The sequence below is a fragment of the Prosthecobacter sp. genome (assembly GCF_044222565.1).
GTDB lineage: Bacteria > Verrucomicrobiota > Verrucomicrobiia > Verrucomicrobiales > Verrucomicrobiaceae > Prosthecobacter.
Genome location: NZ_JBGANA010000010.1, coordinates 212,972 through 234,998 on the forward strand (window position 1 = coordinate 212,972; position 22,027 = coordinate 234,998).

The 22,027-nt window shown below is 60.6% G+C and carries 21 protein-coding genes; 13 read left to right on the forward strand and 8 right to left on the reverse strand.

Annotated elements, in window-relative coordinates; all coding sequences use genetic code 11:
- The first annotated feature begins 13 nt into the window (after positions 1-13).
- From ACILSR_RS16580 to ACILSR_RS16590, 3 genes are all read left to right on the forward strand, one after another.
- The gene (locus ACILSR_RS16580) at positions 14-1,282 is read left to right on the forward strand and encodes a DUF1501 domain-containing protein (protein ID WP_395750905.1); all 1,269 of its coding nucleotides are present in this window, start codon (positions 14-16) and stop codon (positions 1,280-1,282) included.
- Between the two features lie 90 nt (positions 1,283-1,372).
- On the forward strand, positions 1,373-2,401 hold the full coding sequence (locus ACILSR_RS16585; RefSeq protein ID WP_395739787.1) for a sugar phosphate isomerase/epimerase family protein: 1,029 nt from the start codon (positions 1,373-1,375) through the stop codon (positions 2,399-2,401).
- Between the two features lie 67 nt (positions 2,402-2,468).
- Positions 2,469-3,194 (forward strand): L,D-transpeptidase, encoded by a 726-nt coding sequence (locus ACILSR_RS16590; RefSeq protein WP_395750906.1) that lies wholly within the window; start codon positions 2,469-2,471, stop codon positions 3,192-3,194.
- On the opposite strand, the gene ACILSR_RS16595 is transcribed toward ACILSR_RS16590, so the two are convergent.
- From ACILSR_RS16595 to ACILSR_RS16605, 3 genes are read right to left on the reverse strand one after another with little or no spacing between them, the layout of a single operon-like run.
- Positions 3,178-3,810 carry an NAD(P)H-dependent oxidoreductase gene (locus tag ACILSR_RS16595; RefSeq protein WP_395750907.1) on the reverse strand — a complete coding sequence of 211 codons (633 nt, stop codon included), beginning with the start codon at positions 3,808-3,810 and terminating at the stop codon, positions 3,178-3,180. The genes ACILSR_RS16590 and ACILSR_RS16595 overlap by 17 nt on opposite strands.
- Before the next feature lie 58 nt (positions 3,811-3,868).
- The gene (locus ACILSR_RS16600) at positions 3,869-4,255 is read right to left on the reverse strand and encodes a DUF2237 family protein (protein ID WP_395750908.1); all 387 of its coding nucleotides are present in this window, start codon (positions 4,253-4,255) and stop codon (positions 3,869-3,871) included.
- 7 nt (positions 4,256-4,262) lie between these two features.
- Entirely contained in the window at positions 4,263-5,486 is a 1,224-nt protein-coding gene (locus tag ACILSR_RS16605) for a polysaccharide lyase 6 family protein (protein ID WP_395750909.1), read from the reverse strand.
- 234 nt (positions 5,487-5,720) lie between these two features.
- Between ACILSR_RS16605 and ACILSR_RS16610 the strand changes: the two genes are divergently transcribed.
- Entirely contained in the window at positions 5,721-6,092 is a 372-nt protein-coding gene (locus ACILSR_RS16610; RefSeq protein WP_395750910.1) for a VOC family protein, read from the forward strand.
- 3 nt (positions 6,093-6,095) lie between these two features.
- On the opposite strand, the gene ruvA is transcribed toward ACILSR_RS16610, so the two are convergent.
- On the reverse strand, positions 6,096-6,701 hold the full coding sequence (ruvA, locus tag ACILSR_RS16615; protein WP_395750911.1) for a Holliday junction branch migration protein RuvA: 606 nt from the start codon (positions 6,699-6,701) through the stop codon (positions 6,096-6,098).
- A 359-nt stretch (positions 6,702-7,060) separates the two neighbouring features.
- Positions 7,061-8,899: a molecular chaperone HtpG gene (gene htpG, locus ACILSR_RS16620; RefSeq protein WP_395750912.1), complete on the reverse strand. Its 1,839-nt coding sequence runs from the start codon at positions 8,897-8,899 to the stop codon at positions 7,061-7,063.
- Between the two features lie 156 nt (positions 8,900-9,055).
- Between htpG and ACILSR_RS16625 the strand changes: the two genes are divergently transcribed.
- From ACILSR_RS16625 to ACILSR_RS16640, 4 genes are read left to right on the forward strand one after another with little or no spacing between them, the layout of a single operon-like run.
- Positions 9,056-9,532 carry a YidB family protein gene (locus ACILSR_RS16625; protein ID WP_395750913.1) on the forward strand — a complete coding sequence of 159 codons (477 nt, stop codon included), beginning with the start codon at positions 9,056-9,058 and terminating at the stop codon, positions 9,530-9,532.
- Between the two features lie 51 nt (positions 9,533-9,583).
- Positions 9,584-9,838, forward strand: a complete 255-nt coding sequence (locus tag ACILSR_RS16630) for a hypothetical protein (protein WP_395750914.1) — start codon at positions 9,584-9,586, stop codon at positions 9,836-9,838.
- Positions 9,835-10,245, forward strand: coding sequence for a type II toxin-antitoxin system VapC family toxin (locus ACILSR_RS16635; RefSeq protein ID WP_395750915.1), 411 nt, complete (start codon positions 9,835-9,837; stop codon positions 10,243-10,245). Before ACILSR_RS16630 ends, ACILSR_RS16635 begins: the two co-directional genes overlap by 4 nt.
- Positions 10,246-10,268: 23 nt before the next feature.
- The gene (locus tag ACILSR_RS16640) at positions 10,269-11,459 is read left to right on the forward strand and encodes an ABC transporter permease (RefSeq protein WP_395750916.1); all 1,191 of its coding nucleotides are present in this window, start codon (positions 10,269-10,271) and stop codon (positions 11,457-11,459) included.
- Between the two features lie 185 nt (positions 11,460-11,644).
- On the opposite strand, the gene ACILSR_RS16645 is transcribed toward ACILSR_RS16640, so the two are convergent.
- Positions 11,645-13,426, reverse strand: a complete 1,782-nt coding sequence (locus tag ACILSR_RS16645) for an ABC transporter ATP-binding protein (protein WP_395750917.1) — start codon at positions 13,424-13,426, stop codon at positions 11,645-11,647.
- A gap of 12 nt (positions 13,427-13,438) precedes the next feature.
- Positions 13,439-15,634 (reverse strand): hypothetical protein, encoded by a 2,196-nt coding sequence (locus ACILSR_RS16650; protein WP_395750918.1) that lies wholly within the window; start codon positions 15,632-15,634, stop codon positions 13,439-13,441.
- 250 nt (positions 15,635-15,884) lie between these two features.
- Here ACILSR_RS16650 and ACILSR_RS16655 point away from each other — a divergent pair, with 250 nt between their 5' ends.
- Positions 15,885-17,000 (forward strand): zinc-binding dehydrogenase, encoded by a 1,116-nt coding sequence (locus ACILSR_RS16655; RefSeq protein WP_395750919.1) that lies wholly within the window; start codon positions 15,885-15,887, stop codon positions 16,998-17,000.
- A 4-nt stretch (positions 17,001-17,004) separates the two neighbouring features.
- Here the strand turns inward: ACILSR_RS16655 and ACILSR_RS16660 are convergent, their stop codons facing one another.
- Entirely contained in the window at positions 17,005-18,507 is a 1,503-nt protein-coding gene (locus ACILSR_RS16660; protein WP_395750920.1) for a N,N-dimethylformamidase beta subunit family domain-containing protein, read from the reverse strand.
- 42 nt (positions 18,508-18,549) lie between these two features.
- On the opposite strand from ACILSR_RS16660, the gene ACILSR_RS16665 reads away from it, so the two are divergent.
- The 4 genes from ACILSR_RS16665 (at position 18,550) to ACILSR_RS16680 (ending at position 21,615) form a co-directional block, all read left to right on the forward strand.
- Positions 18,550-19,443 (forward strand): metallophosphoesterase, encoded by an 894-nt coding sequence (locus ACILSR_RS16665; RefSeq protein ID WP_395750921.1) that lies wholly within the window; start codon positions 18,550-18,552, stop codon positions 19,441-19,443.
- 62 nt (positions 19,444-19,505) lie between these two features.
- The gene (locus ACILSR_RS16670) at positions 19,506-20,870 is read left to right on the forward strand and encodes a DUF1501 domain-containing protein (protein ID WP_395750922.1); all 1,365 of its coding nucleotides are present in this window, start codon (positions 19,506-19,508) and stop codon (positions 20,868-20,870) included.
- Between the two features lie 85 nt (positions 20,871-20,955).
- A complete protein-coding gene (locus ACILSR_RS16675) occupies positions 20,956-21,201 on the forward strand; it encodes a GIY-YIG nuclease family protein (protein WP_395750923.1) in 246 nt (81 codons plus the stop codon).
- Between the two features lie 141 nt (positions 21,202-21,342).
- Positions 21,343-21,615: a hypothetical protein gene (locus tag ACILSR_RS16680; RefSeq protein ID WP_395750924.1), complete on the forward strand. Its 273-nt coding sequence runs from the start codon at positions 21,343-21,345 to the stop codon at positions 21,613-21,615.
- Positions 21,616-22,027: the final 412 nt, after the last annotated feature.

Sequence of the window (22,027 nt, forward strand, 5' to 3'; positions counted from 1 at the left end):
AAAGCCCACGCTCATGCACACGACTCCCACCACTCTCACTCGTCGTTCACTGCTGCGCCGTGCCCTTGGCGCCTCATGCCTCACTCTCGGTGGCGGCGGCATTCAGCGCCTCGCCTTTGCCGAAGACAGCGCCGCCGCAAGCGGTCGCGATCTCCTCGTGACCATCTTTCTACGTGGCGGCTGCGATGGCCTCGGCGTTCTCGCCCCTGTCGATGATCCGCATTACCGCGCCGCCCGTCAGGCTCATTTGCGCATCGTAGAAAACGGTGAGCGCCCCGGCCTCTCGATCAAAAATGGTTACGCAGGCCACGACTGGCGCCTGCACCCCGACGCCGCACCTTTGCGGGAACTCTACACGCATGGCGATCTCGCCCTCATCCACGCCTGCGGTTTGAAAAACGGCACCCGCAGCCACTTCGATGCGCAGGACATGATGGAGCGCGGCATCAATGAGCAAAAAAATCTTGGCCTCTCGACTGGCTGGCTCACCCGCCTGCTCGACTCCCTTCCCGGCACCGGTCTCCTTCCCGGCCTCAGCGCAGACGATGCCATGCCCGCCTCACTGCTCGGCAGCGCCCGCGCCGCCGCCATCGCCAATCTGCAGGACTTCAGCTACTACGGCGACGATCGCCAGATGAAAGCCCTGCGCCTCATGCACTCACAGAGCGGCGAACTCGGTGCCGGAGGCCAGCGCATGCTCTCCCTCCTTCAGGAAGTCACCAAAAAGCTGCCCAAGAAACCCGACGGAGGCATCGCCGAATACACACCCGCCAAGGGCGTCACCTATCCCGAGCACGATTTCTCCAACTCCCTCAAGACCGTGGCCCAGCTCGCCAAAATGGAGATCGGCCTTCAAGTCGCAGCGCTCAATTACGGCGACTGGGACACCCACACCGGGCAGGACTATCGCCTCAACGACCTCGTCACCAATCTTGTGGGACCGCTGCGGGCCTTTTACGAAGACATCTCTGCGCAGCGTCAGCGCGCCACCATCGTCGTCATGAGCGAGTTCGGCCGTCGCTTGAAGGCAAACGAAAGCGGCGGCACCGATCACGGCCATGGAAATCTCATGTTCGTCCTCGGCGCAGGCATCAAAGGCGGCCGCTGCCACGGCATCTGGCCCGGCCTCGCCAATGACAAGCTCGACGAACACGCCGACCTCGCCATCACCACGGACTACCGCCAGGTGCTCAGCGAAGTCCTTCAGAACCGCATGCGTGGCGCTGAGGTGCCGAAAGTGTTCCCGGGATTCACACCGGGGCCGCCCCTAGGGCTGGTGTAGGCCTTTGACCGAAATCCGCAACTTTTTTCGTGCGTTCCAAATCTCACCCGCTAACCTCGCGGCCTCGTTTCCCAAACCAAAGCAATCACCATGAGCTACTCCTCTCCCAAACTTCACAATGCAATGTGGCCCGGTCTCGTCGGCAAAGGCGATGGCGAAGGCCAGGAACCGGCGATCAGCCTCGAAAAAATGCTCGATCTTACCGCCGCCGCGGAAGTGAACGGCCAGAAGTTCGAGGGCATCGACTACTTCCTCTTCCTCCCTCACACCAATCCCGAGGCCAGCGACGACGAGATCAAGAAGATCGCCGACCTCATCGCCGGCAAGGGCTTCAGCGTCGGTTCCCTCGTGGCTCCAGTGTGGCCCGGTACCGTCGGTGACTCCGCCATGGGCGACGACGCCCAGCAGGAAAAATTCCTCAGCGCCGTCAAGATGGCCTGCCGCATCGCCAAGATCTTCAACAACCACGGCGTCCGCAAATACGGCGTCATCCGCATCGACTCCGCCGAGTTCGGCATCGCCAAGTGGCGCGAAAATCCGAAGGCAAACACCGCCCGCATCGTGGACACCTTCAAGAAGGCCGCGCAGATCGCCGCAGACAGCGGTGAGCGCCTCGCCGCCGAAGGCGAAATCTGCTGGGCCGGCATGCACTCCTGGAAAGACATGCTCGATGTCCTCGAAGGCGTCGGCATGCCAAACGCCCTCGGCTTCCAGGCCGACCTCGCCCACACCTACCTCTACACTCTTGGCTACAATGCTCCTGAGCACGCTCTTCTCAAAGAAGGCTACAGCGACGCCGAGTTCTGGGCCGCTTATGAAAAGATGACCGATGCCCTCCGCCCCTGGACCATCGACTTCCACGTCGCGCAGAACGACGGTACTGTGCACGGCGCCGGCTCCCACGACAAGACCGGCAAGCATTGCCGCGCTGACGATCCAAACGGCAAGCTCGACATCACCAAGGCTTCCGGCTACTGGCTCAAAGACGCCGCCTCCCGTGGCATCAAGCACATCTGCTGGGATGGCTGCATGTTCCCGAACGCCGTGCTCGAAACACCGGACACCTGGAACAAGATCCTCGCCGCCATGATCAAAGTGCGCGACGCCCACGGCTGGTAAGAGTCAGCCGCACATTCGTTCTTCAGCGCCGCAGAGTTTCACCCCTCTGCGGCGTTTTCATTTCATCATGCATCGTCTGCTTGTCTTGTTCCTCACACTCGCCTCCTGTGCGCAAATGCATGCCCCCGTGACCGTGACGCTCCCTCCTGAGATCACCTCTGTCTTGCCTCAAAGCTGCAAACAGGTGCTCTACGTCACCGCCGCAGACATGCACACCACCGCGGCCGAAGTCCGCATGCTGGAGCGCACCTCGTCAAACACGTGGCAGTCCGTCAGTGCCCTCATCCCCGCCCGTATCGGTCGCAACGGCCTCGCCTGGGGCCATGGCGAGTTCGCCTTGCCAGCCCCAACCGGTTTACGCACGAAAAGGGAAGGGGATGGCTGCGCCCCCGTCGGCATCTTCCGCATCCCCCAGGCCTTCGGCAGCGACCCCAAACCCTCTGCGATCAAGCTCCCTTACATTCACTGCACCCCACATCACTGGGGCATCGACGACATCCGCTCAAAGCATTACAACCAGATCGTCGATGACCGCACCGTGTCCTGCGATTGGACCGGTCCCGAAACCATGATTCCGGGTGGCGGCCTCTACAAACTGGGCGCTGAAATCGCGCACAATCCACACCGCACCCCCGGCCTCGGCTCCTGCATATTCCTCCACATCTGGCTCAGCCCAGACACACCCACCTCCGGCTGCACCGCCATGTCAGAATCCGACCTTCTTTCAGTTCTCACCTGGCTCGATCCCACCGCCGATCCCTGTCTGGTGCAATGGGTCACCGGTGCTCGATGACATCGCTGCTCTTGAACCTGACCTTCGGCAGCACCGCATAGCGGTCATCTGCGTGCCGATACCCCGCCGGGCACAGCACCGCAGCCGTAAAGCCCTGCGCCTCCAGCCCCAGCACCTCGTCATATTTGTCCGGCCTGAATCCTTCCATCGGGCAGGTGTCCACCCCCAGCAGCGCGGCCGCCGCCATGAACTGCCCCAGCGCAATGTACGCCTGCATCTTAGCCCACTCCGGCGTCATGTAGCCCTGCGCCAGCGTGCCGGTCAGCATCTTGCGAAATCCCGCCAGTGAGTCCGGCGTGCCCCCGCGAACTTCCGCGATGCGCATCAGGTTCGCGTCGATTTCCGCTTCAGACATCGTCCGCTTCGTAGCCATCACCACCAGATGCGAGCAATCCACCACCTGCCGCTGCTTCCATGAATGCCCAACCAGTTCCTCCCGCAGCTCCTTGTCCTGAATGATGATGAACTTCCAGGGCTGCAGCCCATAGCTCGACGGCGTCAAAATCAGCGACTCCTCCAGTGCTGCCCAGATGTCCTCAGGGATCTTCTTGGTCGAATCAAAAACCTTCGTGGCATAGCGCCAGTTCAGCGCGGTGAGCAGTTCGGCAGTGGTCATGAGTCGCGGACTATGAGTGACATAGTTCCACCTTTAAAGTTTAAAATGGGCAAGGCGGCTATTCGTCGTCGATGGATTCGCCGGGGTCGTCGAGGGCGTGGGCTTTAAGGTCTTCGAGATCGACCCACTCGAGGGCGGATTCGTGGGTGGCGGAGAGGGCGACGGGAGGGGCGCAGCCGGCATCGAGGGCTTCTTTCCAACGGGTAACGCAGAGGCACCAGCGGTCGCCGGGTTTGAGGCCGGGGAAGTCCCATTCGGGGGCGGGGGTGGAGAGGTCGTTGCCGCTGAGGTAGGAGAAATTGAGGAACTCTTCGGTGGCCTCAATGCAGACGGTGTGCAGGCCGACATCGCCTGGGCCGGTGCGGCAGTAGCCGTCTCGGTAGAAACCGGTCATGGGTTTGCGGCAGCAGCAGGTGAGGGGCTTGCGGAGGACGTTGGTGCGCATTGGGCGATTACTTTTTCCAGGAGGGGCCGATGTGTTCTGCGGAGGAGGTCGGAGTGGCTTTCGGAAGCTCTTTGACTGTTTCGTTTTCCTTCATGATCACGCCATCGACGGGGCATTTGATTTCGAAGGCTTCGGCTTTGCTGGTCTGGATGGTGTTGCCCATGATGAGGGTTTCGATGGGAGGGAGCGTGGCTTTTTTGTCGCCCTGCATGCCGATGAGGATGTTGTGCTTGCAGTTGATGAAGGTGTTGCCGCCGATCTTGGCGCGCTTGACCTGGAAGTAGCCGTTGGGGACGGAGTCGGGGATGCCAAGCATGATGCAGAGGGCGCTGCGCTCGTCGTCGCCAGTGAGGTTTTCGAAGCGGTTGGCGGTGACGATGTGGTCTTCGCCGATGATGCGGACGCCACCGGCGCCTTTGGCGCCATCGCCGATAAAGGTGTTGTTTTCGACAGTGCAGCCGTTGCCGTGGCGGAGGGTGAGGGTGCCGGAGACGCCTTTGAAGATGTTGTGGCGGTAGAGGTTGCCGCAAGATTTATTGGAGATGCACTCGGCTTCGCCATCGCACTTCTCGAAGAGGTTGTGCTCGACGATGCAGGCGGCGGTTTGCATGGAAGTCTTGCTGTCGCCGAGGCGGATGGTTTCGCCGCCGTTTTTGCCGAGCTTCTGGCGGGGGCCGAAGTGGTTGTGATCGATCTGATGTTTACCCTGGTCTTTCGCGTCATTGGAGAGCCAGACGACCATAGTGGTGCCTTCGGTGGTCTTGCCGGCGATGTAGCAGTGGTCCACGCGATTGCGTGCACCGTAGATGGAGACAAACTGGGTGCTGCCTTTGGAGGTGAGCTGTGCGTCGTTGGTGACAGCGCAATGGGTGATGCGGGAGTCGGTGGCGAGTTGTTTGGAGTCTTTGCGGAGTTCGATGACCTGCTCGCTGGTGGGGTTTTGGAACCAGAGGCCGTCCACGATGATGTGGGATCCGCCGACGGAGAGACGAGATGCGCCGGTGAAGATGACTTTGCCAGGAGTCTGCGCTTTGATGGTGACCGGTTTTTCCGTGGAGCCTTCGGCGTGGAGCTTCAGCGTAGCATCTGCCCAGGTGCCGTCGGCGAGGATGAGGGTGTCGCCTGCGGCGACGTTCTTGGCGGCCTCTGCGAATGCGGCAGCATCTGCGACTGGGATATCTCTGGCGAGTGCGGGAATAGCGAGAGCTAAAGCGAAGAGGAGAGGGCGCATGGCGAGGCATGAGAGATGGGAGGAGGCCGAACGGCAAGGGGGATTTGTAATCGAGGCAGGCAGCGGGTCGCAAGATGTGAGGGGGGAGAGTAATGGGGCGGACGAGCCGCATAGGGACTGCGCGGACCACTTCGGGTTACGACCGTGCCGGAAGCTGCCCGGCGTGAGAGAGCCCGGGGCATTCATCCAAACCTGTAATTTGCTTTTGCGGCGCTGCCGATCAGTCTTGTGCTCATGAAACCCAACCTAGTCTGGTTTGACATACCGGCGGTCGATCTCGGCCGAGCGATGCGTTTTTACTCGGCCGTGCTGGGACGGGATATCGAAGAGGAAAATTTCGATGGCGTGCCGACAGCGATGCTGCCGACGAGCGATGGAGGGCAGCAGGGCTGTGTGGTGGTGATGAAGGATTTCAAGCCTTCGGCGGACGGCATCATGATTTACTTTGATGTGAACGGAAGGCTGAAGAAGGCGGTGGCCGCAGTGCGCGCGAATGGTGGAACGGTGCAGCAGGATGTACACTCGATCGGGCAGTATGGTTTCCGTGCGGAGGTGCTGGACTCGGAGGGGAACTGCATCGCGCTGCATTCGGAGACGGACAACTGAGGGTCAGTTCATGCTGCGCAGGGCTTCGCGGATGAGCTTGTCGGCGGTGTCCATGCCGGGCTGTTTTGCCAATTCGTTGACGGCTTTGATGGCTTCGGACTGTTTGTAACCGAGGGCGATGAGGCCAAGGACGGCGTCGGTTTGAGCCTCCTGTTTGGGATCGTGCGCGCCTTTGGCGGTGCGGGAGGCCTGCCAGGCATCGACGACGCCGACTTTGTCCTTGAGCTCGAGGACGATGCGCTCGGCGGTCTTGCCGCCGACGCCTTTGATGCGGGAGAGAGACTTCACATCTCCGCTGATGACGGCGTCTTTGAAAGCGGCGACGGGCATGCCGCTAAGGACGCTGAGGGCCATCTTGGGGCCGATGCCGGAGACGCGGTCCATGAGGAGGCGGAAGAGATCGCGCTCGTCTGCGGTGATGAATCCAAAGAGGGTGTGGTCGCGATCGGTGACGTGGTAGTGGGTGAGAAGCTGCACTTTTTCACCGGGATGCGGAAGCTTGTCGAAGGTCGTGAGAGGAATGAGGACGAGGTAGCCCACGCCATTGACGTCGATGGTGGCACGGTGCGGGAGAGCTTCGGCAAGGAGGCCGCGGAGAAAGGCGATCATGGGGCATGAAGGCGGGTGGAAGAGAAGGTGCAAGCGGAGGTTTGCTGCTTCTCCAGATCCTCGGTGCATGCATGCACATCAAAATGGAGCAGCCAAAGGCTGCTCCCATAGTGGTCCGCACAGTCCTCTGTGCGGTGCGCGCTACCCAGCATCACATTTTTCAACCAAATCTAGCGCGAGGCTCTTAGCGTGCCGCCACTCAATAAGCGATGGGGTTCTGCACAGGCGAATCGTAGCACGCAGCTCATGGGGCTCGCGAGCCGCACAGAGGACTGTGCGGACCACTTTGCTGACGCCCGCAAAAAGCACGCCCTGCGGCGATGGTTTACCGCAGGGCGCTCAGATCTTCCCCGGCAGTCTTACGCGGAGAGTTTCTCCATGAGCTTCTGCGTGCGCTCGATGATGCGCTGTGGCTCATCCAGCAGGCCGGCAGAAAGGAGGGCATTGTCCAGAATCTGCTCGGTGATGAGGCCGGCGGTTTCCGGATCCTTTTCGCGGAGGGCGGCAAGATTGCGGACGAGCTGGTGGCGCGGATTGATTTCGAAGATGACCTTCGAGCCGGGCATGTCGCCGTCCTTGCCCATGGCTTTCATCATCTGGCGGATCTGCGGGCTCATCTCACCTTCTGGGGTGAGTACGAGGGCAGGGCTGCCGACGAGGCGCTTGCCGGTGCGGACGGTTTCGACCTGGGTGGCGAGACGGTCTTTGATCCAGTCGCAGAGGGAGGTGGCATCGGCTTCGGGGAGGGCTTCGCCATCAGCGGTGGATTCACCGAGATCGATGTCGGGGGCGTTGACGGACTTGAGGTCCTTGTCTTCGAACTTGCTGAGGCTGGAGATGACGTATTCGTCGATGTGCTCAAACATGTAGAGCACTTCGAAGCCCTTGGCCTTGAAGGCGGCGACGTAGGGGCCGCTTTCGATGGTGCTGCGGGAGGTGGAGACCTGGTAGTAGATTTCCTTCTGGTCTTCCTTCATGCGCTTCACGTATTCGGTGAGGCTGACGGTCTCGCCAGGCTCGGTCATGCTGGACTCGAAGCGAAGCAGCTTGGCGATGGCATCGCGATTGGTGTGATCCGTGGCGATGCCTTCCTTGAAGAAGCGGCTGAAGCTGGCGTAGAATTCGTTGTACTTCTTCGGATCCTCGACGGCCTCTTTGTCGAGGTGCTTGAGCAGGCGCTTGGCGACGACGTCGCCGAGCTTGCGCACGAGGGCGCTGTCCTGCATGGACTCGCGTGAGATGTTCAGCGGAAGGTCTTCGCTGTCGATGACGCCCCGGACGAAGCGCATCCACTCAGGAAGGAGCTTCTTCGGTTTAGGGTCGATCAGGACCTTTTTGCAGTAGAGGCCGACGTTGGGCTCCATCTGGCCCATGCCGTAGGATTCCATGTTCTGCGTGGGGGTGAAGAGCAGCGCATTGATGGCGATGGGGGACTCGGCCTGGAAGTGCAGGCGGTAGCTGGGATCGTCAAAGGCGTGGGCGGCGAAGCGGTAGAATTCCGTGTACTGCTCCTCGGTGATGCTGTCCTTGGACTTGAGCCAGAGGGCCTCCACGGTGTTCACGCGCTCGGTGTCGAGGATGACGGGGAAGGTGACGAAGTTGGAGTATTTCTCCAGGATCTGCTTCACGCGGTATTTCTTGGAGAACTCGGCAGCATCTTCCTTGAGGTGGAGGATGATTTTGCAGCCGCGGGCCTCTTCGGAGGATTCGTCGATGGTGTAGCTGGTGCTGCCGTCGCTGGTCCAGACGAGGTGCTCGCCGTCATTGCGCCAGGAGTGGGTGTGGACTTCGACTTTGTCTGCCACCATGAAGGCGGAGTAGAAGCCGACGCCGAACTGGCCGATGAGGGAGGCATCGTTTTGTTTGCCTGCATTCTTCAGAGCAGCGGCGAAGGCTTTGGAGCCGGAGTGGGCGATGGTGCCGAGGTTTTCGACAAGCTCAGCGCGGGTCATGCCGATGCCGTGATCGGCGATGGTGAGAGTGCGGGCGGCCTCATCGGTGGTGATGGAGATTTCCAGAGCGGCGGAAGCGTCGAAGACTTCTTTTTCCGTGAGCTGGGTGAGGCGCATCTTTTCCATCGCGTCTGAGGCGTTGGACACCAGCTCGCGAATGAAGATCTCGCGGTCGGTGTAGAGGCTGTGGATGACGATATCGAGGACTTGTTTGACTTCGGCCTGGAATTCGTGGGTTTGGCTCATGGTTGGATTTTGGGGTTAAACAAGGTTTGGGGGCGGAGAAAGTAGCGGAGGTAAAGAAGTGGTCAAGAGGTCAAGGCCGCGCCGGTCAAGAGGTGGTCAAGTGTCGAGGAGTGGTGGGCCGAGGCTTGACCTCTTGACTCCTTGACCGGCGAAGCCTTGACATTCCCTTCCTCTCCCGCACACTCGGGGTTTCCTATGGGACTCTTTGATTCACTCGCAAAAAACGCGCTGGGCGGCATGCTCGGCGGCTCTGGTAAGATGGACCCGGCAGCGATGCTTTCGGGCATGCTGAGCGAAGCGGGAGGACTGAGCGGGATGATGGCGCAGTTTGAAAAAGCGGGCATGGGAGCCACCTTTTCCTCCTGGGTGGGAACGGGCAAAAATGAGCCGATCAGCGCCGAACAAATGCAGGCGGCCGTGGGCGTGGACCATCTGAACAATCTGGCGGCCAAGGTGGGCATGAACGTGAACACGGTGCTGCCGTTGCTTTCTCAATTTCTACCACAGGTGATCGACAAACTGACTCCGCAAGGGCACATCCATGAGGACCACCCGAGCGGGAGCCAGATTCAAAGCGTGCTGACGAGCGTGATCAGCAGCAGCTTTGGCGGACTGTTTGGCGGGGGGCGCTGAAGCGGAAGAAACCGCGTTGCAAACAGGGCGGATTTCCGGCATGGTGGTGGCGTGAACGCTTCCGTTGCCGACTTCCTGCTCAACACCGCCTCCTACCTGCGCAAGGTGATGGAGGGGGAGCAGGTCTGTCTCACCGATGATGGCCGTGTGCAGGCCCGCATCACGCCTGAACGCGAAGGCTCACGAGGACTGTCCGTGCATGAAAACATTGAGCAGGCCAGGAGGCTCAAAGCACAACTTACCGCCAAATACGGTGACGATGACTGGACAGCGCGGGATTATCTTGAAGCGGGAAGACGCGCATGATGACGCTTGTGGCGGACGCAAACGCGGCGCTGAGCACTGTGCTGCCGGGCCATGATGAAAAAGTGGCAGAAGCATTCCTACAGCATATCAACATTGGTGATGCCGTCTTCGTGCCACCGCTGTGGCTGCTGGAAACTCTCAATGTTCTGCTTGTGCGTGAACGAAGGAAGAAACTGGACGCGAGCGAGCGTGACCAGGCCATCGCCTGCATTCACGGCTATCCAGTGCGGGTGGATGAAGAACCGACTGCTCACATTGCCGACATCCAACGATTGGCGACAAAACATTCGCTCAGTTCGTACGATGCGGCGTATTTGGAGCTGACCTTGCGCCTGAAATGTCCGCTTCTTTCCAACGACAGCTCGCTATGTGCAGCCGCACGGGCAGAAGGAGTGACTTTGCTTTGAACAAATCTTCTCACTGATACCTCATGCTGCGACTTGCGCTCAAAATGCTGTTTGGTGACACCGCGAAGTACATGATGCTGGTCGCAGGGATCGCGGTGGCGACATTTTTGATGGCGCAGCAGACGGCGGTGTTTTGCGGGCTCATGAACTGGACGAAGTCGACGTTGAAGAATGTGCCGGCGCCGATCTGGGTGGTGGAGGAAAAGGTGGAGCAGGTGAATGAGACGAATCCGCTGCTGGACACGGATGTGGCGAGGGTGCGCAGTGTGAGCAGCGTGGCATGGGCCGCGCCGATCTATTCGGGCATTCAGCGGGTGCGGCTGGAGAACGGGAATTTTAAAATGATCCAGCTCATCGGCATTGATTCTAACACGCTGGCGGGTGCGCCGGCGAAGATGCTGGAAGGCGACCTCATGAAGCTGCGGCTGCCGCATTCGGTGATCATTGACGACCTGGGCGTGACGCGGCTGGCGCGGAAACGCGGCGAGAAGGTGAAGATGGGGGATGTGTTTGAATTGAATGACCAGGAGGCGCGCGTGGTGGGGATCGCGGATGCGGCGACTTCTTTCACCGGCGGGCCGTATGTGTGGACGACGTATGAGCGCGCACTGCAGTATGTGCCGGCACAGCGAAAGATGCTGCAGGCAGTCATCTGCGCACCGCGCGAAGGGGTTAGCCTGGATCAGGTGGCGGCGGACATCCGGAAAAAAACGGGTCTGAAGGCGTTCATCAATCGAGAAGCCAGCTTTGGTGAGTTCTGGAGTCAGCGAGGGAGCGGTGAGACGGACAACTTCAATGTGTCCACCGTGTGGTGGTATGTGAAAAACACGGGCATTCCCTTTTCATTCGGCATCACCGTGGTGATCGGCCTGCTGGTAGGGGTGGCGGTGAGCTGCCAGACTTTTTACTCGTTTGTGCTGGAGAACATGCGGCACCTGGGAGCGCTGAAGGCGATGGGAACCTCTAATGGGACGCTGTGCCTGATGCTGATCACCCAGGCGTTTACGGTCGGGTTTATCGGGTATGGGATCGGGCTTCTGGGGACGGCAGGATTTGCCATGGGCGCGCTCAAGAATGAGCAGCCGCCGTTTTACATGCCGGAGTTTGTGCCCTTCGTGGTGCTGGGCGTCGTGCTGGGAATTTGCACGCTGGCCGCGCTGCTTGGGATCTGGCGGGTGAGCAGGCTGGAGCCGGCGATGGTGTTCAGGAGCTGAGTGGCGAAGCGGGTGATGATTTGCTATCCGCAAAGAGGCGCGAGAAGACGCGAAAATGGGTGGGGGTGAGTGGTCCAGTCTGGAGTTCGATAGACACTCCTGTCGGTCGATCCGCACGCCCTCCCATTCACCTGCCCGCAGCAGTTCGCACATCCCTTGTGCGACCAGTGCCAATGCGCCTCCCTCTACTCCAGCTGCAGCTTCGCCAGCGAGCCATACAGGCTGCCTGGCTTTGCCACGAGTTCGTCGTGGGTGCCGCGTTCGAGGATGGCGCCGACGGACATGACGAGGATCTGATCGCAGCGGCGGACGGTGCTGAGGCGGTGGGCGATGATGATGCTGGTGCGGTTCTGCATCAGCTTGTCGAGGGCATCCTGTACAAGGCGCTCGCTCTCCGCATCAAGGCTGCTGGTGGCCTCATCTAGGATGAGGATGGCGGGGTCTGCAAGGATGGCTCGGGCGATGGCAATGCGCTGACGCTGGCCGCCGGAAAGCTGGGTGCCGCGATCGCCGACGAGAGTCTGATAACCATCGGTGAGGGAGGCGATGAAATCGTGGGCGTTGGCTTTTTTGGCGGCGCTGATGATCTCCTCTTCGGTGGCCTCGGGCTTGCCGTAGGCGATGTTTTCTTTGATGCTGCCGCCGAAGAGCAGGACTTCCTGCGGCACGAGGGCGAGATTGCGACGGAGCGTGGTGAGCGACATGTCGCGGATGGGCTGGCCATCGATGCGGATTTCTCCGGTGGTGGGATCGTAGAAGCGGAAGAGCAGGGAAATGCTGGTGGACTTGCCCGAGCCGCTGGGACCGACGAGGGCGATGCGCTGTCCGGCCTTGGCCTGGAGATTGAAATCACGCAGCACAATCGCCTCAGGACGGGTGGGGTAGGCGAAGCTGACATCGCGCATCTCGATCTCGCCTTTGAAGCGTTCTTTGGAAGCAGAGGCGGTGTCGTCGGGTTCGGTCTGATCGCTGAGGATTTCGCGGACGCGCTCGGTGGCGCCAAGGGAGCGCTGAAGCTGGGTGATGAGCTCTGGGAGCTGCATGAAGGAGCCGGCGATGACGCCGCTCAGGCCGGCGAACTGCGTCAGCTTTTGAGTGCTGATGCTGCCCTCATCGAGCATGCGCATGGCATACCAGGTGACGAGGATCACGGCCACGCTGAACGCAAAGATGATAAAGGCGATGAAAGACGCGCGTGGGACGGCGGCGCGCAGCACGGTGCGCAGGTACTCGCTGAGATTTTTGTCGTAACGGGACAGTTCATAGGCCTCGTTGCGGAAGGCTTTGACGCTGATGATGCTCTGAAGGCTCTCGTCCACCACGACCTGTGTGGCCGCGAGATTGTCCTGCGCGCGCTTGGTGAGCTTGCGAATGCGGGCGCCGAAGATGGCGATCATGATGATGACCACCGGAATGGTGCCGACCATGAAGAGGGAGAGCTTGACCGACATCTTCAGGATGAGCGCCAGGCAGAGCGTCAGCATGACGGAGTGGCGGATGAGCATGGGAATCGTGACCACCAAAGTCTCGCGCATGGCCTCGACATCATTGGCGAGGCGTGAGGCCAGCTCGCCGACACGACGCTGGTTGAGCGTGGCCATGGGCAGGCGGATGATGCGGCTGAAGGTGTCCAGGCGCAGTGCCGCGAGGGCACGCTCGGAGGCCTTGGCAAAAAGCATGATGCGGAAGAAGGCGACCACGGCCTGCACGGAAACGATGCCGACGAGAAACCAGACGCTGCGATTGAGCTCGGCCATCCATTCGGGGCCGCGGGCACCGCCAATGCCTTTGCCCGCGACGGCGGTCAGTTCATTGAAGAAAAGGATGGTGATGCTGCCAGTGATCGCCAGCGCAATGAGCGCGGGGATGAACACATTGTAGTGCGGACGCAGATAGGAGAGGAAAAAGCCGGCGTCTTTCCACGCCGCGCGGTCCCACAGTTTTTTGCTCGCTCGTTCTTCAGCCATGTTCTTTTTGCTCTACTCCACGCGCACCGTCCAGCGGAGCGTGGGTTTATCTGTCAGTTCCAGCACACCCAGGCTCTCTGCATCGTCACCATGACGGCTGCCGCGGGTGAAAAAGTACGCACGCCCGCCGGCCTTGAGGCGGAGATTTAGGCCCAGCTGGCTGTTGCCATTTTCGAGCGCCCATTCGTGCAGGTAGAGGTAGCTCTTGGGCAGTGCGATCGTGAGCCTGCGACCACCGCCCGCGGAACTGGTGACCGCCGCCTGGATGTCCTTGGTGTCAAAAAAGGCGGCATAACCATCGCCAAAAGCCCAGGGCGCAATCGGATCGATCACAGCATCGCCATCGGCCGCCTTGCCGGTGAAGCGGAGGGCAGCCGTACCGCCTGGTGTCAGCCGCTTGCCATAGCTGCGTGCATCGAGATTCAGCAGGAGTTCAAAGGCCTTGCCCGATTCATCATCGGCGAGATTGACCCCGGTCAGGTCAACGGTGAAAAACAGCTTCGTGCGGTCGGCATCCGCACGCAGGGTTACCGCGCTGGACTGGCCGTCTGCCGCGGTCATAGGCACTGCTTCCTTGAGCCCGATGTTGCGAATGACCTCGAGTTTGCGCTCAAAGCTTTGACTGATGCCGCCGGAGCTGACGTTTAATTTCAGGGGCAGGACCTGCCGCAGCGGCGCTTTACCGTCTGCAGGCATGGCGAGCGTGAACTTGAGCATTTCCGAGCCGCTGGCATCGAGGGAGACTTTGCCCGCCTGCTTGCTGCCATTCCATTCGGACTCCCAATCTGCGGAGAGGGCGGAGCCGGAGCTGTTTTCGAGTTCGAGATCCGGGGAAAACTCGGCTTCCTGATTGAATGCCACGCGCGCATTCCAGGTGATGCTGAAGGGCTGAAGGGGAACAACGATGGCCTCGATGCGGGACTGACTGGCCGAAACGATGAGGACGGGCAGGCGCATGCGGCCATCGGCAAGGGGCAGGCAGCGCGGATCTGTGATGGAATAGCTGACCTTCATCGCCTGCCTGGCAGCGGGAGCGATCTTGATTTCCGGATTGGTGTCCTTGGGCTTGAGGCCGGAGGGGACCAGAGGCAGAACGGTCAGAGACAAATCTTCGCGAAGGGTATTGCTGATCTGAAACTCGAGCGCAAGCGCGCCCTGCCCCTGCATGGTGGCCTTGGCTTCACTGATCTGCCAGGCGACTTCAGGAGAGCCCTGCATGACATCCTGGTAAAGGATGCGCCCCATGGCTGAGTGCATGGCCGCCGTGGGTGTGGCCACGGAGTTTGAGGAAGGCAGATTCAGGAGGCTTTGATACTCCTGCACCAGTGCAGGAAAAAGCTGGTCCGCGCCGTGTGCGCCAGGAGGTGTCTCAAGCAGCCTCGAAAGGTCTCCCAGGTCAGAGAAAAGAATGTTCTCCGCGGCACAGGCGTCTCGCAGCACGCTGGAGGGGCCGCGAGTGAGAGCCAGGCAGGCCTCCTCCGGCTCCGCTGCCTGAGGCACGGGACCGGCGACGAAGACTTCGAGGTGCCTGCCACGGGCCGTGTCAAGAAGGCTGCGAAATGCTGCCGCCACATCCGGAGCGGACACGCCCGCGAGTCCGTCTTCAAGGCCCTGAGCGAGCAGCACCAGATCCGGCTGGCCGGTAACGCCCTCCGAGGCCAGCGCCGCCGCAGCCGAAACAATGCTGGAGCAGCGAACCGGCTGAAGCAAAATTTCAGGCCCAAGTATTTTGGACTCCTTGCTGCGAAGTTTTGAACCGGGACGCACAACGCGCACACCGCCGGTGTAGTAAAACTGGGCCGCGAGTTTGCTGGCAAACACGCCCGCAAAACTCTTCAGCAAGGGGTCCTCGCCGGCATCCACCTTCGCTCCGTCGAGGATGGCATCTCCGAGCACAACGATCTGCACGCGCTCGCGGCGTGTGAGCTTGAGGAAGGTCTGGGGGAGAAACTTGCGCCAGCGCTCGCGCTCCAAGGGCGAGAGATCGAAATAGGTCTGCGGCTGGATGGCTGGAGCAGGCAGCCTGTCCTCGATGGCCTCGGCGGCGGCCTTCAGAGCCGGAAGGTCTGGCAATGTAGCACCGCTTCCGGCAGCAGGGGCGGGTACCGCCGGCGCAGGCACAGGAGCCACGGGGGCCTGCGCCTGAAGCCCAGTCACGCCCAGCAATGCCAGGGCGAGGGTAAGGAATGTCTTGCGGTTGGAAAACATGCAGGTGGTATCTCAGCGAGGGCAGCGGCGGCTGCAACCGGGGAGTGAAGGCAGCACAGGTGAATCGGAGGGAGTGGCGCGGGGCCGGAGAGCTTTCGGAAGGAATACGATTGGCAGAAGAGGAGCTGTGGGTGTGGCGGGGCGCTGAGGGATCAAGATGATGTCTCTCCCTCTAGCTCTTCCGCCTTGGAGCAAGTTCAGAAATGTATCGCTTGCCGGTTGTTCGGGATTCTCTCTCATCCCGGGAGTCATGTCCACCCTTGCCCCTGCCGCCGTTTTGTATGAAGCCAAGAAGCCCCTGCGCATCGAGGAGGTGAAAGTGCTGCCGCCTCAACCGGGAGAGGTGACGGTGCGCATGAAAGCGGCCGGCGTTTGCCACAGCGATCTGCATGTGATGAAGGGAGATCTCACCATGCCGATGCCGATCATCCTTGGGCATGAGGGAAGTGGAGTGATCGAAGCGGTGGGGGAAGGGGTGACCTCCGTGGAGGTGGGAGATCATGTCATCCTGGTGTGGCGCGGCTCCTGCGGTAAATGCGAGTACTGCAGTAGCGGGCGGCCCGCGCTGTGCGACATGGGCACGGCGATGCGTTTCACCGGGCTGATGCCCGATGGCACCACGCGCTTTCAAAACTCCGCAGGCGAGAGCATCCGGCACTACGCCGGGGTTTCCGCCTTCTCCTCGTTGGCGACGATGCCGCAGGCTTCCGTGGTGAAGATTCCCAAGGAGTTTTCTTTTGAAAAGGCCGCGCTGATTGGCTGCGGTGTCATCACGGGCGTGGGCGCGGTGGAAAAAGCGGCGCGCGTGCAGCACAACAGCACGGTGGCGGTGATCGGGTGTGGCGGCATCGGCTTGAACATCGTTCAGGCGGCGCGCATGGCGGGCGCGCGGCAGATCATCGCGGTGGACAAATTCAGCCGCAAGGAAGGTGATGCGCGGCAGTTTGGCGCAACGGATTATGTGGATGTGAACGCCGGTGATCCAGTGCAGGCGATCAAGGACCTGACGGATGGCAAGGGCGTGGACTATGCCTTTGAAGCGTATGGTTCGGGCAAGACGGCGGAGCAGGCGTTTGATGCGACGAAAAAGGGCGGGATGTGCGTGATGGTGGGCATCACCAGCGCGGCGGACCGGGCCTCGATCAATGTGAACCAGCTGGTATATGCGGAGAAGACCCTTCGCGGAAGCCTCTACGGGAGCACACAGCCGCGCAAAGATCTGCTGCTGCTGATAGGCATGCATCAGTCCGGGAGATTGATGCTGGATGAACTGGTGACGAAGCGGTATCCGCTGGAGGGGATCAATGAGGCGTATGATGCGCTGCAGAGAGGTGAGGTGGCGCGGAGTTTGATTGTGTTTGAGTGAGGATCTATCCAATCGCCTTTTTCAGCGCGTTCCTTGTTATCTGCTGCACCCGTTCATCCGGTCCATGCGGACGTGAGTAGTGGCTCCACGGAATCATGTGACCAGGCGGATCACTGAGGCCTTGGGACCAGAAGATGGTGGTGGCGTTGAAAACGATGTTTTTCTTCGGGCCTTCGTACACGGTGGCGGCGTATTTGCCGAGGCGGGTGCCTCCAGCCCAGACGTTGCCTTCGGCGATGACTTCGAGGCCGGGCCGGGCGGTGTCGGGTTCGCCGTGGAATTCCCAGCCGACGAGGCCGGGGATGCTGTCGCCCTGTTTCATGCCGGTGCCTTCGAAGAGCCAGTGGTCGGGCTTCACGCAGGTCCAGTCGCCACCGCCATTGAAGGGGACGATGGTGCGGGCGCCGATGATGTCGCGCTCATCCGGGCCGGGGTTTTCGAAGGGGCCGAGGATTTTGGAGTAGGCCTCTTTCTCCTCTTCACGGAATTCGCCGTAGCAGGTTTCGCGAGTGAGGCGGCGATTGGGGGCGCCGCTGGCGTTTGGAGTGAAAGGGGTGACCATGTAAACGTCGTTGGCGGAGAGCCAGAGAACGCTGAGGCCGTCGGCAATGGCTTGTTTGACGTTGCTGTATTGGCGCAGGTCCCAGTATTCGTCGTGCCCGACGCTGATCATGGTTTTGACGCGGGAGAGGTTGGCGGGGTTGAGGTTGTCGACGTTGGAGCAGTAGGTGACGTCATAGCCTTCTTTTTCGAGCCAGTAGCAGAGGGGATATTCCCAGAGGAGGAACTCGCCACTGCCCATGCTGAGAGGGTTGTCAAAAATCTGCACATACTTGCCGTACGGCCGGTCGAAGCTGACGCTGACGCCGGGGGCATGAGCGGCGCGGGGATCGGTGTAGAGAGATTCGTTCACGGGCCAGCGGTTGTAGGCCTGCCAGGTGTTGTCGCTGCATTGGAAGAGGATGTCGGCGGGGCGGTCGTCGGTGACGATGAAGACGATGTAGCTCTGCCAGTAGGGTTTATCGGCAGCTTCGGGGAGTGTGCTGAGGCGGCCGAGGTACACGCCGCTGGGCCAGTCCTGCGGAATCGTCAGCGTGGTGGAGGCTTCCCACTGGCACTCGCGGAGGCGTTTATCAGCCATCTCAGGCACAGGCTGCTCTTTGCCAGCAAAAGGCCCCAGGGTGTTCATAAGGCGTGAGCCAGCACCGCCGTAGTAGCCCATGCGGAAGATGTCGATGGTGAACTTCGCAACGGGTCTGGTGCTGACGAAGATTTCGAGTTTTTCGCCTGCCTTGACCGACTGCCGCGAGCAGTAGCCTTCGATGAGGGAAGTCCGATAAGACTTCGAACTGTCCGGCCGCATGCGGGTGAGCTGGAAACTCGCGCCGGGCTTGGCGTTTTCGGTTTTGATGAGACCGGGCTGGCGTGCAGGGGCTGAGCGCAACGCGGGAGAGGCGGTCATTGCGGCAAGTGCGCTGGTGGTCTTGATGAAATCGCGGCGGTCCATGAGGGGAGCAATACGGGCGTGAGACTGCGCGTATAGCAAGGCATGCCGATTCATCTCACTTCACGCCGACAATTCATCACCCAGATGGGCGCCGCCGCAGTCCTGGCACACAGCAGCGCCGGAGCAGCGGAAGTGGATGAAAATCTCATCGCCATTCTCAATGACACGCACGTCGGAGGAAAGCATCCGCCGAATGCTTCGATCCCCACGCATTTGCGCGAGACGGTGGCCTGGCTGGTGGCACTGCCCAAACGACCTGCGGCTGTGATCATCAACGGAGATCTGGCGCTGAACAACGGGCAGCCGGACGACTACACGCATTTTGCCAGCCTGATCGCACCGCTGCGTGAGGCAGGCATGCCCGTGCATCTCAGCATGGGCAATCATGATGATCGCGATGTTTTTTATGAGGTGCTGACGGCAGAAAAGCCAGCAAATGCGGCGGTGGCCTCCAAGCACGTGGGCGTGGTGCAGACCGCGAAGGCGAATCTCTTTCTGCTCGACTCGCTCAAGGCGCGAATGGTGGCCCAGGGATTGCTGGGCGAGGAACAGCTCGCCTGGCTAGGCAAGGCGCTGGATGCGCATGCAGACAAGCCCGCGCTGGTGTTTGCCCACCACAATCCGCGCCTCGGTGGAGAGGAGAGGCATTTCCCTGGCGGTCTTGAGGACTCCCAGCCTCTCTGGGAGCTGCTGGCCGCGCGTCCGCACGTGAAGGCCTACATTCATGGGCACATTCATCACCGGGACTTTTTCAATCATCGCGGCATTCACATCATCAACACTCCGGCCACCTCTTTTGTAGCCAATCCCAAGGAAAGCACCACGGGCTGGACGATGGCTTCGCTGAGCGCCACGGGTGGGAGCTTCATCACGTACACGCACCTGCCTGAGCACGCGTGGAATGGAGCAAAGGTGGATCTGAAGTGGCGAACCTGAGAGGCGCTGCCTTTTTTTCGTTTCGCAAGAATGCTTTCCTCTGTGCGTAGGTTTGGACGCTTATGTCCTCTCATGTCCCGGAGATTCGTATTTCGCGGCGCGGCCTGCTGCATGCAGGCGGCGTGGGGATGCTGGGCTTTGGGCTGAATCAGCTTGTGGCTCTGGGAGCGCCCTCGCCACGGCCGGGCATCGGGCTTGGCAAGGCGAAATCGGTGATCATGATCTTCAATGGCGGAGCGCCGAGCCACATTGATCTGTGGGACCCGAAACCGGACGGGCCGGTGGAGATTCGTGGGGAGTTCAAGACCATCAAAACGAATGTGCCCGGCATCCATGTCACGGAGCTGCTGCCGCAGATGGCAAAGCGGATGGACAAGCTGGCGCTCATCCGTTCCGTGCACCATGGGCACAGCAGTCACAATGGCGGCATGCACTGGGCCACGACCGGGCGGCCGTATCGGGTGGACAGCACGCTGATCTCCCCAAGCCCGACGGATTTGCCGGGTGTGGGCACACTGGTGGGCTGGCTGGCGCAGCGGGATGGATTCAGCAAAGGAGTGCCGCCCTACGTGATCACGCCCTTTCCGCACTGCGACAGCAAGGTGTACCTGACACCGGGGCAGTTCGGCGGCTGCCTGGGCACGCGCTTTGACCCGTATGTGCTGGATGATGACCCGAATGCGGCGTCGTTTCGCGTGAGAAACATGGGGCTGGATGCGAGCCTCACGCCCGCACGGTTTCAGGAGCGCCTCGCGCTGCTCAATCACATGAGCGCGGCGGCGCTGCCCATCGCCTCCACTCAGGTGGCGCAGATGGATATTTTCAATGAGCAGGCCACCACAATGCTGCAATCCGGCAAGGCAGCGGAGGCTTTTGATCTGAGCAAGGAACCCGCGAAGGTGCGCGAACGCTACGGGCGGCACAGCTGGGGGCAGTCTCACCTGCTGGCGCGTCGGCTGGTGGAGGCGGGCACGCGATTTGTGACGACGGTGAACGGCCCGTCCATCACCTGGGACACTCACAAGGACAACTTCAACGGACTCAAGAACCGCCTGGTGCCCCCGATGGAGCAGGCCTACGCGGCGCTGCTGGATGATCTGGAAGAGCGCGGCCTGCTGGAAAGCACCCTGGTGGTGTGGATGGGCGAGTTTGGCCGCACTCCGAAGATCAACAACGACGCCGGGCGGGACCACTGGCCAGGCTGCTACAGCGTGCTGCTGGCCGGCGGCGGCGTGCGCGGCGGCCAGGTCATCGGCAGTTCAGACGCCAGCGGGGCCTACCCCAAAGACCGGCCCGTGTCCCCGGCGGACATCCATGCCAGCATCTACTCGGCGCTGGGGTATGACTACCGCGAGATCAGCTACACCTCGGCGGACGGTCGGCCTGTGGCTTTGACCGAAGGCACGACGATCAGCGAGCTGTTTTGATTTTGCGCGGTCCGCGCTAGGGTGGGCCGTGCCAAAGAAAAAGAAGAAAGCAGCCGCCAAAAAGAAACCCGCAAAAAAGAAGTGGGTGCTCTACGTGCTGCGGTGCAGAGACGGCACGCTGTATTGCGGGATCACGAATGATCTGGAGCGGCGCCTGGCGCAGCACAATGCGGGCAAGGGAGCGCGATACACCCGGGGCCGGGGTCCGCTGAGCGTGGTGAGATCGTGGCCGCAGAAGAACCAGTCGGCAGCCTTAAGAGCAGAAATTTCTTTCAAAAAACTGAGCCGGGCTGCCAAAGAATCGCATCTGGCTGAACAAGAGGCTCGTTAAGGGCAGAAAAGTGACATTTGCGAAGGGTTTCTGAGACAGAACGTCATTCCTGTGGTACTGGGAAAGATGGTCACCACAAAAGCAGCCACTAAAAAAGCACCTTTCTCCCGTCGGGTAGTTGATCACGTCACCGATGAACTGGTGAGCGTTCTCTCCTCGGGCGAAACTTTTGAGTTCAAAGCCCTCTTCGCCAAGGTTTTCGAGGGCCTGAAGCTGAAGAATGCGGTCAGTGGTGGCGAAGAAATGCTTCGTCTGCGCTCCTACGAGAAGATTTTGAAGCTGACCAACTGCGGTCTGGTGAAGAAGGTGGGCAAGACCTACCGCGCCTTGGAAGGCATCGAAACCGCCTCCAGCACGCACCGTCTGGCCCGTCTGGACTCGGCCATTTTGGCCGCAGCGCAGGCCAAGGCTTGAGTTGTTGATTCGCACATTCTTTTAACGAAACGGCACGGTACGCTCTTTGAGGCGGCCGTGCCGTTTTGCGTTGGGGATTCTGCCCGTCAGTCGTATTCAGGTGCGAAGTAGTCTTCCGCATGGACGACGCCCGTGAAGCAGATGAGCCAAAGAATCGCTGATTAATTCTACTTTGGTAACTCTTCAGGACGTTCATAAAAGTCATCAGGAGATTTCCACCCTCAGCCACAGGCATCCGTGTCAATTCGTGTTATCCGTGGTCAAACATTCTGGAAGAATCAGGTCTGACCAGGCCCATAATAGAACTTACCAAAGTAGAATTAAGTTAAGACGCGCCATCATGCCTGGCGTCCTAAACTCAGCACCCGGCGCACGGGACGCGATGATTGAAACCGAAGCGCGATGGCCGGGG

Excerpts from the sequence above, each read along its gene's own strand:
- ACILSR_RS16605 (WP_395750909.1), bottom strand. The coding sequence starts at position 5,486 with ATGCGCCCTCTCCTCTTCGCTTTAGCTCTCGCTATTCCCGCACTCGCC.
- ACILSR_RS16655 (WP_395750919.1), top strand. The coding sequence starts at position 15,885 with ATGTCCACCCTTGCCCCTGCCGCCGTTTTGTATGAAGCCAAGAAGCCC.
- ACILSR_RS16640 (WP_395750916.1), top strand. The coding sequence starts at position 10,269 with ATGCTGCGACTTGCGCTCAAAATGCTGTTTGGTGACACCGCGAAGTAC.
- ACILSR_RS16660 (WP_395750920.1), bottom strand. The coding sequence starts at position 18,507 with ATGGACCGCCGCGATTTCATCAAGACCACCAGCGCACTTGCCGCAATG.
- ACILSR_RS16635 (WP_395750915.1), top strand. The coding sequence starts at position 9,835 with ATGATGACGCTTGTGGCGGACGCAAACGCGGCGCTGAGCACTGTGCTG.
- ACILSR_RS16600 (WP_395750908.1), bottom strand. The coding sequence starts at position 4,255 with ATGCGCACCAACGTCCTCCGCAAGCCCCTCACCTGCTGCTGCCGCAAA.
- ACILSR_RS16670 (WP_395750922.1), top strand. The coding sequence starts at position 19,506 with ATGTCCTCTCATGTCCCGGAGATTCGTATTTCGCGGCGCGGCCTGCTG.
- ACILSR_RS16610 (WP_395750910.1), top strand. The coding sequence starts at position 5,721 with ATGAAACCCAACCTAGTCTGGTTTGACATACCGGCGGTCGATCTCGGC.
- ACILSR_RS16595 (WP_395750907.1), bottom strand. The coding sequence starts at position 3,810 with ATGACCACTGCCGAACTGCTCACCGCGCTGAACTGGCGCTATGCCACG.
- ACILSR_RS16585 (WP_395739787.1), top strand. The coding sequence starts at position 1,373 with ATGAGCTACTCCTCTCCCAAACTTCACAATGCAATGTGGCCCGGTCTC.
- ACILSR_RS16665 (WP_395750921.1), top strand. The coding sequence starts at position 18,550 with ATGCCGATTCATCTCACTTCACGCCGACAATTCATCACCCAGATGGGC.
- ACILSR_RS16580 (WP_395750905.1), top strand. The coding sequence starts at position 14 with ATGCACACGACTCCCACCACTCTCACTCGTCGTTCACTGCTGCGCCGT.
- htpG (WP_395750912.1), bottom strand. The coding sequence starts at position 8,899 with ATGAGCCAAACCCACGAATTCCAGGCCGAAGTCAAACAAGTCCTCGAT.
- ACILSR_RS16645 (WP_395750917.1), bottom strand. The coding sequence starts at position 13,426 with ATGGCTGAAGAACGAGCGAGCAAAAAACTGTGGGACCGCGCGGCGTGG.
- ruvA (WP_395750911.1), bottom strand. The coding sequence starts at position 6,701 with ATGATCGCCTTTCTCCGCGGCCTCCTTGCCGAAGCTCTCCCGCACCGT.
- ACILSR_RS16590 (WP_395750906.1), top strand. The coding sequence starts at position 2,469 with ATGCATCGTCTGCTTGTCTTGTTCCTCACACTCGCCTCCTGTGCGCAA.
- ACILSR_RS16650 (WP_395750918.1), bottom strand. The coding sequence starts at position 15,634 with ATGTTTTCCAACCGCAAGACATTCCTTACCCTCGCCCTGGCATTGCTG.